Genomic DNA, 12,600 nt, shown 5'->3' on the forward strand with positions numbered 1-12,600 from the left:
TCTTAATTTCTAGGTAGCAGACAACATCCATGAGCCAACATAGCCAGTTTACCCTGCTGTCACAGCGCCGTTTTGCCCCTTTCTTCTGGACGCAATTTCTTGGCGCATTCAATGACAATGTATTCAAGACGGCCTTGCTGACCATACTGACCTATGACGCATTGTCCTGGACGGACATGAATGTTGGGCTGCTGAATAACTTGATTCCCGGCTTATTCATTTTGCCCTTCGTGCTGTTCTCAGCAACCTCAGGTCAATTGGCGGACAAGTTTGAAAAAGGCCGCATGGCCCGTAATGTCAAGTTGCTCGAAATCGGCATCATGCTGGTTGCGGCCGTTGGCTGGCAAACACATAATTTATGGCTTTTGATTGCTGCTGTTTGCGGCATGGGCATACATTCCACCTTGTTTGGCCCGGTCAAGTATGCCTACTTGCCTCAACATCTGAAGACAGATGAACTGGTCGGTGGTAATGGTCTGATAGAAATGGGTACCTTTGTCGGCATTTTGCTAGGTGAAATCCTCGGTGCCATGTTGGTCGTACACAAGCCATGGGGTACTGAGTTGGTAGCAGGGGGAGCGATAGTTGTTGCCATCATGGGTTATCTGACGGCATTGCGTATCCCTGATTCGCCAGCCCCTGCGCCAGAATTGAAAATTAACTGGAACCCGGCGACTGAAACCATCAGGAACATCAGCTTTAGCAAACAAAACCGTCCTGTATTTTTATCTTTGCTGGGTAATTCCTGGTTCTGGTTCTATGGTGCCATCGTATTGGCGCAATTCCCTTTGTATGCCAAAAATTACCTGCATGGCGATCACAGTGTCTTTGTGCTTTTGCTGACTATATTCTCTTTCGGTATAGGTGCTGGTTCTTTGTTATGTGAAAAACTGTCTGGCCATAAGGTGGAGATTGGTCTTGTCCCATTTGGTGCCATTGGCTTGTCGGTATTTGGTTTTGATTTGTATTTATCCAGTTTGAGCTATGCCAATGTGGCAACGGTCGGTGCAATGGAGTTCATCAAGCAAGCAGGTAGTCTGCATATCCTGTTCGACATCACAATGATAGGTATCTTCGGTGGTTTGTACATCGTGCCTTTGTTTGCCTTGATACAGACGCGCTGCGATCCAAAACATCTGTCACGCACGATCGCCGGCATGAACATCCTGAATGCCTTGTTCATGGTGGTTGCTTCCCTGTCTGCTGTGGCCATGCTTGAAAAAGGCTTTACGATACCGCAAATCTTCATGGCGACCGCCATCCTGAATGCCATCGTCGCGATCTACATATTCAGCCTGGTGCCAGAATTCCTGATGCGTTTTATTGCCTGGATATTGATACACACCATATACAAGGTCAAAACCATCAATACTGAGCGCCTGCCTGATGAAGGGGCTGGCATTCTGGTCTGTAACCATGTCAGCTACATGGATGCTATCGTCATCATGGCATCAAGTCCGAGACCAGTGCGTTTTGTCATGGATCACCGTATTTTCAAAATACCTTTCCTGTCCTGGGTATTCCGTACTGCCAAGGCCATTCCTATCGCTCCAGCCAAAGAAGATCCATGGTTGATGGAAAAATCTTTTATCGATGTTGCCCAGGCACTTCATGAAGGTGATCTGGTATGTATTTTCCCTGAGGGCAAATTGACCGCGACAGGCGAATTGAATGAATTTAAAGGCGGCATTATGAAAATACTGGAACGTAGTCCTGTTCCTGTTTATCCACTAGCTTTGCGTGGGCTATGGGGCAGTGTATTTTCACGAGATAAAAGTAATTCCTTTGGTCGCGCATTCCGTCAGGGACCATTCTCCAAGTTGGAACTGGTTGTGGGCGAGGTCATGCAGCCTCAGGAAGTGACGCCTCAAGCGTTGCAGGAAAAGGTCAGTGAGTTGCGTGGTGAATGGAAATAAAGAGCTCTGCTCAGTTTGACAAAACCACCCACGGCTGGAATATGACAGAAAATTTTGGCACCTTAGGGTGCCAATTTTTTTTGTGGTGAAATAATTTTCAATTTCTCCGATAACTTGTAAGCCGATTTACAACAAATTATTTATATAATATTCAATTCGCTTGACATGCCTTGGTAGGGAATTAATACTTAATACGCAATTTAACATTTTTTATAAAAGTTAGCTTGTACTGTGTAATTAGTCTTCTTGATAGTTCTTCTGGGGAGGGACGACTACACATGGTTGTGATGCACTTGTTTGGTGCGTGGGACCGCAGACCATGTACCTAAGCACATAAAATCTGCGCAATCATAGGAAATTTTGATAATGAATATCCAAGCTGAAAAAAATGAAGCGAAGGCTGATGTTATGGGAATGAAGATTGCACGCGAATTGAGTGAGCAGGAAATATTGATGGTTTCTGGTGGTGATAATAGTGATGGCGGACAAAACCACGATCCAAGTGCAGGTGAGGAACCACCTCCAGGTTATATTCCTTATCCATGGGAGTTGCCTAAACCTTAATGGTTTCGTTATGGGTTCTACTCGACTGAACTCATGAGTAGCTAAAAAAATGGCACCCAAATTTGGGTGCCATTTTCAGTTGCCGCCAGCTATTTATTGATTACAAAATCTCGCTCGCGTGATCTGCCAGGCGTGAACGTTCACCGCGAGCCAGTGTCACGTGACCGCTATGAGCCCAGCCTTTGAATCTATCTACGACATAAGTCAAACCGCTGGAGCCTTCAGTCAGGTATGGCGTATCGATCTGGGCGATATTGCCCAGGCAGATGATCTTGGTGCCAGGACCTGCACGTGTTACCAGCGTCTTGACCTGTTTCGGTGTCAAGTTCTGTGCTTCGTCAATGATGAGGAATTTATTGACGAAAGTACGGCCGCGCATGAAGTTCAGAGACTTGATCTTGATCTTCGAGCGTATCAAATCCTGAGTGGCTGCACGACCCCAGTCACCAGCATCATTGTCTGACTTGTTGAGCACCTCCAGATTGTCGTCAAAAGCGCCCATCCATGGCGACATTTTTTCTTCCTCTGTACCTGGGAGGAAGCCTATGTCTTCACCAACCGGCACAGTAACGCGCGTGACAATGATTTCATTATAGGTTTTGGTTTCCAGCACTTGCGCCAGACCTGCAGCCAAAGCCAGCAAGGTCTTGCCTGTACCAGCCTGACCGAGCAGGGTAACGAAATCGCATTCCGGATCCATCAACAGATTCAATGCAAAGTTTTGCTCGCGGTTGCGTGAGGTGATGCCCCAGACGCTATGCTTGATATGCCCATAGTCGCGTAAGGTTTGCAGCACTGCAGTCTTGCCATTGATCTGCCTGACCTGACCATAGAAAGAGGCTTCACCGTTCTTGGGTTCCAGATACACGAACTGATTCACCAGCAGCGAAGGAATGACCGGGCCAGTAATACGATAGAAAGTCGTGCTCAGACCATTGCGGTTTTCTTGCCAGGTTTCTATGCCCTTGCCATGCTTGTTCCAGAAATCATCAGGCAATTGTACGATACCTGAATACAGAAGATCAGAGTCTTCCAGCACATGGTCATTGAAATAGTCTTCGGCAGGCAGGCCCATGGCACGTGCCTTAATACGCATATTGATGTCTTTCGACACCAGTACCACAGGGCGACCAGGCATTTCTGTTTCCAGGGCGCGTACTACACCAAGTATCTGGTTATCTGCCTTGCCTTTTGGCAGGCCAACTGGCAAGTCGGCACTTTGCAGCTTGGTCTGGAAGTACAGATGACCCTTGGCATCTTTGTTGCCTAGTTTGGACAACAAGATGCCTTTTTCTATATCGTGATGATCGATATCACCTACCAGTGCATCCAGCGAACGCGATACCTGGCGCGCATTGCGGGCAACCTCGGACATACCTTTCTTATGATCGTCCAGTTCTTCCAGGGTGATCATAGGCAGGTATACATCATGTTCTTCAAAACGGAACAACGATGACGGGTCATGCATCAGCACATTGGTATCAAGCACAAACAGCTTGGTAGTACCTGACTTGTCTGCAGCACGGCTGGTGCCCGACTTGACGCGGCTATCCTGCAGCGTTTTTGCCTTGTTTGCTACTACAGGCAAGGTTTTTGCAATTATGGCTGGTGCCACTTTTTCTGCAGCAGCTTTACTAACGACTGCTGGTACAGGAGTGGCCTTTTTTCTTTGTGGTGCGGGTGCTACATCAATAGCTTTGATTTTCTCTGGCGCTGCTGGTTTTATTGTTTTGGTTGGTTTGCCTTTTTCTGCCTTCGGATAATCCTTGGGTGAAAGCAGTGCTGCTGGCTTGGTCGGCATTTTTGGCAATGGCATGAAAACCTCAATCAAAAAGTGAGAGCTGAAAAGTTAAAAGCCGCTAAGCACATACCAACATCGCTGCTGGCACTGTCTTTTGCGGCTTTTATCAAGAGTAATTCTGGAGAGTTCAATTAAGTTTGGGCGCTCACAAATTCGAGTACTTCGTCTACGTGTCCTGCTACTTTGACTCCACGCCATTCTTTCACTAATTTACCATTGCCGTCAATCACAAATGTGCTGCGCTCTATGCCGCGCACTTGTTTGCCGTACATGTTCTTCATTTTCATGACATTGAACAACAGGCATAAAGTTTCGTCAGGGTCAGAAATCAATTCGAAAGGCAGGTCTAATTTATTTTTGAAACCATCATGAGAGCGCAGGCTGTCACGGCTGACACCAAAAACCACGGAATTAGCTTGCTGGAATTGCGGATGCAGGTCACGGAAGGCGATGCTTTCCGTGGTGCAGCCTGGAGTGTTGTCTTTTGGGTAAAAATAAATAATGATATTTTTACCAACATGATCATTTAATTGAAACGCTTTGCCGCCAGTCATGACGGCGGAAAATTCTGGTACCTGGCAATTTAGTGCAGAAGGGGTCTCAGCCACTTTCATCTCCTTGGTTAGGGGTGGAGAAATGTTGCTGACTGACTAGATCAGGGCGACCACCTCTCCGGAACGACCTGGCAAGCTTGCCCATGACAATGGACGTGTCGGTAAGTCACTGTTATTGATGGACGCATAGTAGTCCGCCATAGATATGCAACGATAACCTTGCTTGTGCCAGCCTGTCAGCAATTCCTCGAATATGGGGGCGAGTTTTTGTCCTTCAAGCTCTGCATGTAAGGTAAATACATGATCTTTTGGATTTGCTGTCAGTTTCAGTATATTGACAGCGATATTTGACTCACTAATGACATTGCCAGCTATGTCGCGCCCCAGCAACTCATCGAGAGTCGGCAGGGTAGTTGGCATCTGTATGCAGGACATGACATTTTTGCCGACTTGCAGGCGGTAGGGGCCAGCGTCTGCATCGGCGAGGCTGCCATCTTCATTAAGCATGGCGCGCCCGTCAGAGGCGTATTGGATGCCAAACTGGTCAAGCTGGGCAAAAGCGTGATCATTCATTTGCCAGCCAGCCGCACCATGGGTTTTTGGCGTGACTCCAAAAATTTGCTGGAATCGCTGGTGGGCCTTCTGCATTTGCTTGCGGGTCCAGTCAAGATTACGCATCCGCACATTGTCTTGCCAGACTACATGGTCCCAAGTATGGATGCCACATTCAAAACCAGCATCACGCACTGCCTGCATTTCGGTCGTGCAACTGCCTATATCCGGCGCTGGCAGGAAAACGCCATACATCAGGGTTTTGAAACCGTAATGCTCCAAAACCGATGTGCGCGAAACTTTTTGGAAAAAACCAGGACGAAATACCCTTCGCAAGGCCCAGCCTGTATGGTCCTTGCCCAAAGAAAACAGGAAGGTTGCGCCTGCATTATGTTTCTTGAGAATGCGCACCAGGTTAGGTACGCCTTCTTTGGTACCGCGATAGGTATCGACGTCGATCTTGAGAACGATGGTAGGCATGTAGTCCAGTATTAGTCCATCAATCCATCAAGGCGCGTGCTTCAGCTACCTGACTGCGATAAGCATCAAAAATATTACGCATGGTGTCTGGCATGGTGGTCACTGGCTTCCAGCCCAGTTCTTCACAAGTGTTGGTGATTTTTGGAACGCGGTTTTGTACGTCCTGGTAGCCTTTGCCGTAGTAAGCTGCAGAAGTGGTTTCTGTCAGTTCTACTTTTTTCGCTGTTTCAGCATACTCAGGATATTCAGCCGCCAGATCCAGCATCATGTGTGCCAGTTCGCGGATGGAGAAATTATTGGTCGGGTTACCGATGTTATAGATCTTGCCGCTGGCTACGCCGTTTTTGTTATCGATAATACGCATGAGGGCATCGATACCGTCGTCGATATAAGTGAAAGCACGTTTTTGTGCGCCTCCATCGACCAGGGAAATATTTTCACCACGGACGATATGACCAAAGAATTGCGTCACCACGCGTGAGCTGCCTTCTTTAGGTGTGTGGATATTGTCGAGGCCAGCACCGATCCAGTTAAATGGGCGGAACAGGGTGAAGTTCAGGCCTTCCATGCCATAACCCCAGATCACGCGGTCCATCAATTGCTTGGCGCAAGAGTAAATCCAGCGTGGTTTATTGATAGGGCCGCAGATCAGTTCAGACTCTTCCGGATCGAATTCTTCATCATGGCACATGCCATAGACTTCAGAAGTGGATGGGAATACCAGATGCTTGCCATATTTTGCAGCGGAGCGAACGATAGGCAAATTGGCTTCAAAGTCCAGTTCAAACACGCGCAAAGGCTGTTTGACGTATGTGGAAGGTGTAGCGATTGCAACCAGGGGCAGGATGACGTCGCACTTCTTGACATGGTATTCAACCCATTCTTTATTGATGGTGATGTCACCTTCAAAGAAATGCATGCGTGGGTGATTGATCATGTCGCCCAGACGCTCGGTTTGCATGTCCATGCCATACACTTCCCAGTCTGTGGTTTCCAGAATGCGCTTGGACAAATGGTGACCGATAAAACCGTTCACGCCGAGTATGAGGACTTTTTTCATAATGAATTCTTTTTAAAGTAAATGTTGATTGCCAGTTCAGATGCGCAAAACAAAGGCTTATGCCGCTTGCTTCAATAGGGCTGCCAATTCTTGCGTGCCCACGATTTTGCCATCCATTAACAATTCAATAATATGCAGTGCCCGGCCATCGCCGCACACGCCAAGGATGTTATTATCTACTACATGTAAGCCTGTCGGCAAATTTGCGGTATCAGATTTGGATAAACGTGCTTTTCCGATAATAAAACGCTGCCCAGCCTGGTCGGTAAACGCCCCAGGGTAAGGCGGGGCTACTGCCCTATGCAGGTTATAAACCTGTTGCGCAGTCTGTTGCCAGTTGATACGCCCATCTTCCGGCTTGCGGCCACCGAAGTAACTGCCAGCAGATAAATCGTTGGGCAAACGTTTGGCCGTACCAGCCATCAAATCCGGCAATGCATTCCATAGACACTGTTCTGCCGCCACAGTCAATTTGCCAAATACTTCGTAGGCGGTGTCGTCCGGCAAGATGGGGGTTGATACTTGAGCAAGAATGTCACCGGCATCAGGCTTCAAGGCCATTTCATGCAGGGTGGCACCGGTTTCAGTCTCACCATGCAAGACTGCCCAGTTGACCGGTACACGCCCACGGTATTTGGGCAACAAAGAACCATGCAGGTTGTAAGCGCCACGTTTGGCCAGCGCCAATACATCCAGCGGCAACATGTGGCGATAATAAAAGCTGAACATAAAATCTGGCGCTATAGCTGCTACCTGTTCTTTCAGCCCAGCTGATTTTGGGTCATCAGGTGTGATGCAGGGTATGCCTTGCTCACGACAAAGATCGGCAACGGATTCAAACCAGATGGTTTCTGCCGGGTTGTCAGTGTGGCTAACGACCAGTTTGACATCTATACCGCGTGCCAGCAAAGTCTTGATGCAACGCACACCTACGCTGTGATAGGCAAAAACCACTGCTTTTACCACTGTTTTTGCAGGGGATGCTGATGGTGTCATCTCTGCTTTCTTAATTAACTTCAGGCAAATCCGCGCTGGATTGCTCAAGTATGGTTTGCACCACATAACGCGGGCGACCGCGTACCTGTTGGTAAATCCGGCCTACATATTCACCCAGCAAACCTATGCCAAACAGGATCACTCCCATCAGGAAGAAAGCGATGGCAAACAGAGTGAACAGGCCTTCCGCTTCTGCACCTAGTACAAAGCGGCGTATCAGCAATAACAATACCAAGCCACCAGACAAGACCGACAGCACCATACCCAGCATGGAGAACCATTGCAATGGCATGATGGAAAACCCTGTCATCAAGTCGAAATTCAGGCGTATCAGGCTGTAAAGTGAATATTTTGATTCACCGGCTGAACGCTCCTCATGCTCAACCATAATCTCGGTAGGTTTGCGCGCAAAGGTATATGCCAGGGCGGGGACGAAGGTATTCACTTCGCTGCACTGATTAATCAGGTTAATCACATTGCGACCATAGGCGCGCAGCATATTGCCCTGGTCAGTGATCTTGATGCGCGTGATCTTCTCACGGAAGCGATTCATCGCCTTGGAAGCATAAGTACGCCAGGCAGAATCCTGGCGTTTGCGGCGTATGGAGCCTACGTAATCATACCCTTCACGCATTTTATCGACGAGGGCACCGATTTCTTCTGGTGGATTTTGTAGATCTGCGTCCAGGGTGACAACAATCTCGCCACGCGTAGCTTCAAAGCCAGCCAGAATAGCCATGTGCTGACCATAATTGCCGTTGAACAGCACGACGCGCGTGACGTCAGGGCGCAGGCGATACTGGCCAGCCAGCAAGGCAGGCGTGTTATCGCGGCTGCCATCGTTGACAAAGACTATTTCATAGCTGACACCGCGCGCTGCCAGCGTATCAAGCGCTGGATACAGGCGTTCAAACAGCTTGGCCAGGCCAGCTTCTTCGTTATAGACGGGTATAACAACAGAGAGTTCGGGTTTCATTGGTATTGTTCTGCCGATTTCAGAGAAGGCAGGATTTTACCGCAGACACGACTCTTTCGACATCTTCTGTGTTCATTGCTGGAAATAGTGGCAAAGTAACAATCTGTTTGCCTATGCGCTCCGCAATCGGGAACATGCCATCGGTAAAGCCGCGCTCACGGTACATGCTGAATAAATGAATGGCGCGATAGTGATAACCCAGGCCAATTTGTTGGTCCTGCATTTGCTGCATGAAAGTCGCACGATTGACGCTTTCTGGCAAGACCAGATGGAACATATGCCAGTTGCTGTTTTCAAAGTCGGCAACGGGCAACTCTGCCCCTGTTTTTTGTTCAAAGTCAGTACCAAAACTGGTGAAGTAATGCTTTGCCAGTGCCGCACGTTTAGCATTGAACTCTGCCAGATGTTTCATTTGCCCCAGGCCTATGGCAGCGGCAATATCGGTCATATTGTATTTGCCGCCGAGTACATCCACATCTATACCATCCAGCCCACTGCGCGTCACGCCTTGCAGCCTGTATTTTTCGGCCAGGCGTACTTCTTCTGCATTGTTCAGAACCAGGCAACCACCTTCGCCTGTCATGATGTTTTTATTGACCTGGAAGCTGAATGAGGCAAAGTCACCGAAAGAGCCTATGCGTTTGCCTTTCCAGCTGGAACCTATGGCTTGCGCGGCATCTTCTATAACGCGCAAATTATATTTTTTGGCGATGGCGTACAGCTTATCCATATCGCAAGGCAGGCCGCACATGTGCACGGGGATGATGGCCTTGGTACGTGGCGTGATAGCAGCTTCGACTTTGTCGAGGTCAATATTATGTGTTTTGGGGTCAATGTCCGCAAAGACAGGGGTTGCGCCTGTTTCTATGATGACATTGGCAGTTGCCACCCAAGAGTTTGGTGTGGTGATGACTTCATCACCCGCGCCTATGCCCGCAATGCGCAGGGCTATTTCCATAGTGCAGGTGCCAGAATTGAAAGTGCGCACAGGGCGGCCACCAAAATATTCAGACAATTGCGCTTCCAGTGCCTGAACTTTCGGGCCGCTCGTTAGCCAGCCAGAACGCAAGACTTCTGTGACGGCAGCGATGGTTTCTTCATCAATCGTCGGTTTGGTGAATGGCAGGAACTTGGGTGTGTCACTCATGGTGAACCTTTCAATAAAACAAAGCTATTCTTATGGAATATGAGGTGTGCGCCAGTGAAGCATTCAACTTTTTACCAGCAAGGCTACGCCAATGATGATGACACCAATTGCCAGCATCCTTTGCATGGACATGACTTCACCCAGGAAATACCAGGCACCGATGGCGTTGACGATATAGCCTAATGACAGTAACGGGTAAGCAATACTGACATCAACACGCGACAAACCGATGATCCAGACGACGACAGAAATGACGTAGCAAGTCAGACCACCGATGATGGGTAACTGTGTTGCCAGTTGCAAGCCCGTCGAGAACCAGTTCTCGGCAGTCAGATGTATTGCTCCAACTGCGTTGGTGCCTTTCTTGAGCAAAAGCTGGGCAACAGCATTGAGCATGATGCCGGTGAAGATAAAGCCAAAGGTATTGATATTCATGATGATTTATTTGTTTTTATTGACCAGATTGGCGACGATGACCCGGCGTGGGTCTTTTGCAATCACTCTCATGGGGAAATCAGTTTTTTTCAAATCGTCATAAATATCATTACGCAGGATGGCAACGGCAGCTTCGCCTTTGTCCTGATGTGTCTGCCATTTTTTGACAAAATCTTCACGCTTGGGTATCCATAATTCTTTCTGTTGTTCAAGACCAAACTGCATTTCATCGGGGAACTCAACCAATGTCGTAGTGCGCTCAAGATAAAACGGCAGGGCCTGTTCATAGCGGCCAACTGCATAGAAAGGCGTTGTTGGTGAGGTCAATTCTGCCTTGATTGCGGGTATATATTCGCTGCCTGCAATGTATTTACCCCAAGGATTATGACCTAGAAAGCCTATCTGGCCTACCAGATAACCGCTGGCAGCGAGGCAAATAATTGCCCAGTCTTTTCCTGTTGTGCCCTTACGTGCCAGCAGCCATGTGAGTGCCCCGCCGATGATCGCCAACACGGCGACGCAAATTATCCAGGGTTTGTATGCAATCGCCAGGGCTTGGTCAAATGCGTCTGCTTCATGTAATTTACCCAGATAGATTGTGAGGCCGACCGCGATAGCTATGCCAAATACAATGAACAGGATGCCTGCTATTTTCACTGGGCGATTATCTGATTTCTCCAGATGGCAAGCGATAAGAAGGGCGAGCGCGGGGAAGATGGGCAGGATGTAGCCTGGCAATTTTGAGCCTGAAATACTAAAAAAGAAAAACAGGAAGGCTGCCCAAATGAGCAGCATTTTTTGCGGTTGAAAACCTGGTGTTTTATCTTTGACTCCAGACCATAAGCCTTGAAGTAAAACACCTATCCAGGGCACGATACCGACGATGAGCAAAGGAATGAAGTAATGCCATGGGCCACCACGCTTATGTACAGTACTGGTAAAACGCTGAAAATGTTCGTGGATAAAGAAAAAATGTGGATGCTCAGGGTTTTTTATCGCGATCAAGATAAACCAGGGCGCCGTGATAGCAAAAAACAGGATTAAACCCTTGCCCATATGCAGGCGTTTCCATAAGCCCCAGTCACGCGTCACCAGGGTATAAATAACCAATACCCCTCCCGGCAATACAAACCCGATCAAGCCTTTTGACATCGTCGCCAGCGCCATGCCGGCCCAGCAAACCAGCATGGCATTGCGCTTAGTCTTGCTATTGGCACCAGCCATTTGCGCAACCAGCAAGCCACACAGAGCCAGCGTCATCATGCCGGACAAGCCCATGTCCAGAGAGTTGACGTGGCCCATGCCCGCCCACCAGAAACTTGAACCGAGTACTAGAGCGGCTACGATGCCAACGCGGCGGCTGAATATCTTGTTGCCGGTGTAAGCTACTGCGGCAACGCCCAGCAAACCATTCAAGCCAGTCCATAGACGGGCTTGCCAATCACCCAGGCCGAAGAGGGCAAAGGTCAGGGCATTCATCCAGTTTTGCAGGGGGGGCTTTTCAAAATACTTGATACCGTTCAGGCGCAGGGTAATCCAGTCGCCTGAAGCCAGCATTTCACGTGCCATTTCGGCATAACGACCTTCATCAGTCGGCACCAGTGTCCGGGCACCCAGCATATAAAACCAGACCAGCAAAAAAGCGATAGTCAGCGCCCATAATGTACGGGGTGAATCGTAGGGAGAGGTCTGGTTCATGCAGTTTCCATAATCAGGGCCAGCGCAACCTTACGGCCCTCGGCCATCAGAATATTATAGGTACGGCAGGCGGCTTGATTGTCCATGCATTCAACGCCTATACGTTTGGCGGCCAGTGCGGCGGTTAGTTTGGGATGAACAAAGCGCTGTTTATTGCCTGTACCTAAAATGACAACATCGGGAACAGTGGCTTCAATTTGCGCAAAATCCTCAGCGCTCAACTGTTCGAAACTGGTGGCCGACCATTGTTGCGGCTTGCTCTCTGGCAACACGATCAGGCTGTAATTGTAAGTAATTGCATTAATTTCTACACTGTCTTTTTCATAAGCAGTGATGGTCTGGTATTGCTGCGTAGGAGTAGAGTGCAACTTCATCGATATAGCTCAAGGTTAAGACTGTAAAGAGGCGCATTGTAACGTTT

General features: G+C 48.6%; 12 protein-coding genes. 2 read left to right on the forward strand and 10 right to left on the reverse strand.

All coding sequences use genetic code 11. The annotated features are described in order from the left end of the window. Window positions 1-29: 29 nt before the first annotated feature. Both ACO0LN_RS14865 and ACO0LN_RS14870 read left to right on the forward strand, forming a co-directional pair. The gene (locus ACO0LN_RS14865) at window positions 30-1,916 is read left to right on the forward strand and encodes an MFS transporter (RefSeq protein ID WP_422975031.1); all 1,887 of its coding nucleotides are present in this window, start codon (window positions 30-32) and stop codon (window positions 1,914-1,916) included. Window positions 1,917-2,282: 366 nt separating this feature from the next. Next, a complete protein-coding gene (locus ACO0LN_RS14870; RefSeq protein ID WP_422975033.1) occupies window positions 2,283-2,480 on the forward strand; it encodes a hypothetical protein in 198 nt (65 codons plus the stop codon). 100 nt (window positions 2,481-2,580) lie between these two features. On the opposite strand, the gene ACO0LN_RS14875 is transcribed toward ACO0LN_RS14870, so the two are convergent. The 10 genes from ACO0LN_RS14875 to ACO0LN_RS14920 all read right to left on the reverse strand — a co-directional run bounded on the left by ACO0LN_RS14875 (window position 2,581) and on the right by ACO0LN_RS14920 (window position 12,553). Further along, complete coding sequence (locus tag ACO0LN_RS14875; protein WP_422975035.1) at window positions 2,581-4,296, reverse strand: PhoH family protein; 1,716 nt, start codon at window positions 4,294-4,296, stop codon at window positions 2,581-2,583. A gap of 116 nt (window positions 4,297-4,412) precedes the next feature. Then, on the reverse strand, window positions 4,413-4,895 hold the full coding sequence (locus ACO0LN_RS14880) for a peroxiredoxin (protein WP_422975037.1): 483 nt from the start codon (window positions 4,893-4,895) through the stop codon (window positions 4,413-4,415). Window positions 4,896-4,931: 36 nt separating this feature from the next. Further along, complete coding sequence (locus ACO0LN_RS14885) at window positions 4,932-5,867, reverse strand: polysaccharide deacetylase family protein (RefSeq protein ID WP_422975039.1); 936 nt, start codon at window positions 5,865-5,867, stop codon at window positions 4,932-4,934. Window positions 5,868-5,886: 19 nt separating this feature from the next. Beyond that, window positions 5,887-6,927, reverse strand: a complete 1,041-nt coding sequence (locus ACO0LN_RS14890) for a bifunctional UDP-4-keto-pentose/UDP-xylose synthase (protein WP_110253336.1) — start codon at window positions 6,925-6,927, stop codon at window positions 5,887-5,889. Window positions 6,928-6,984: 57 nt separating this feature from the next. After that, complete coding sequence (locus ACO0LN_RS14895; protein ID WP_422975041.1) at window positions 6,985-7,923, reverse strand: formyltransferase; 939 nt, start codon at window positions 7,921-7,923, stop codon at window positions 6,985-6,987. A gap of 10 nt (window positions 7,924-7,933) precedes the next feature. Next, window positions 7,934-8,899 carry a glycosyltransferase gene (locus tag ACO0LN_RS14900; protein WP_422975043.1) on the reverse strand — a complete coding sequence of 322 codons (966 nt, stop codon included), beginning with the start codon at window positions 8,897-8,899 and terminating at the stop codon, window positions 7,934-7,936. A 19-nt stretch (window positions 8,900-8,918) separates the two neighbouring features. Beyond that, window positions 8,919-10,046 (reverse strand): DegT/DnrJ/EryC1/StrS family aminotransferase, encoded by a 1,128-nt coding sequence (locus ACO0LN_RS14905; RefSeq protein ID WP_422975045.1) that lies wholly within the window; start codon window positions 10,044-10,046, stop codon window positions 8,919-8,921. 63 nt (window positions 10,047-10,109) lie between these two features. Then, on the reverse strand, window positions 10,110-10,481 hold the full coding sequence (locus ACO0LN_RS14910) for an EamA family transporter (RefSeq protein WP_162041263.1): 372 nt from the start codon (window positions 10,479-10,481) through the stop codon (window positions 10,110-10,112). A 6-nt stretch (window positions 10,482-10,487) separates the two neighbouring features. Beyond that, a complete protein-coding gene (locus ACO0LN_RS14915) occupies window positions 10,488-12,179 on the reverse strand; it encodes a glycosyltransferase family 39 protein (protein ID WP_422975047.1) in 1,692 nt (563 codons plus the stop codon). Then, the gene (locus ACO0LN_RS14920) at window positions 12,176-12,553 is read right to left on the reverse strand and encodes an Mth938-like domain-containing protein (protein WP_422975049.1); all 378 of its coding nucleotides are present in this window, start codon (window positions 12,551-12,553) and stop codon (window positions 12,176-12,178) included. The genes ACO0LN_RS14915 and ACO0LN_RS14920 overlap by 4 nt, the downstream gene beginning before the upstream one ends. Window positions 12,554-12,600 lie beyond the last annotated feature (47 nt).

It is taken from the genome of Undibacterium sp. TC9W (assembly GCF_049339865.1).
GTDB lineage: Bacteria > Pseudomonadota > Gammaproteobacteria > Burkholderiales > Burkholderiaceae_D > Undibacterium.

Excerpts from the sequence above, each read along its gene's own strand:
- ACO0LN_RS14865 (WP_422975031.1), top strand. The coding sequence starts at position 30 with ATGAGCCAACATAGCCAGTTTACCCTGCTGTCACAGCGCCGTTTTGCC.
- ACO0LN_RS14870 (WP_422975033.1), top strand. The coding sequence starts at position 2,283 with ATGAATATCCAAGCTGAAAAAAATGAAGCGAAGGCTGATGTTATGGGA.
- ACO0LN_RS14875 (WP_422975035.1), bottom strand. The coding sequence starts at position 4,296 with ATGCCATTGCCAAAAATGCCGACCAAGCCAGCAGCACTGCTTTCACCC.
- ACO0LN_RS14880 (WP_422975037.1), bottom strand. The coding sequence starts at position 4,895 with ATGAAAGTGGCTGAGACCCCTTCTGCACTAAATTGCCAGGTACCAGAA.
- ACO0LN_RS14885 (WP_422975039.1), bottom strand. The coding sequence starts at position 5,867 with ATGCCTACCATCGTTCTCAAGATCGACGTCGATACCTATCGCGGTACC.
- ACO0LN_RS14890 (WP_110253336.1), bottom strand. The coding sequence starts at position 6,927 with ATGAAAAAAGTCCTCATACTCGGCGTGAACGGTTTTATCGGTCACCAT.
- ACO0LN_RS14895 (WP_422975041.1), bottom strand. The coding sequence starts at position 7,923 with ATGACACCATCAGCATCCCCTGCAAAAACAGTGGTAAAAGCAGTGGTT.
- ACO0LN_RS14900 (WP_422975043.1), bottom strand. The coding sequence starts at position 8,899 with ATGAAACCCGAACTCTCTGTTGTTATACCCGTCTATAACGAAGAAGCT.
- ACO0LN_RS14905 (WP_422975045.1), bottom strand. The coding sequence starts at position 10,046 with ATGAGTGACACACCCAAGTTCCTGCCATTCACCAAACCGACGATTGAT.
- ACO0LN_RS14910 (WP_162041263.1), bottom strand. The coding sequence starts at position 10,481 with ATGAATATCAATACCTTTGGCTTTATCTTCACCGGCATCATGCTCAAT.
- ACO0LN_RS14915 (WP_422975047.1), bottom strand. The coding sequence starts at position 12,179 with ATGAACCAGACCTCTCCCTACGATTCACCCCGTACATTATGGGCGCTG.
- ACO0LN_RS14920 (WP_422975049.1), bottom strand. The coding sequence starts at position 12,553 with ATGAAGTTGCACTCTACTCCTACGCAGCAATACCAGACCATCACTGCT.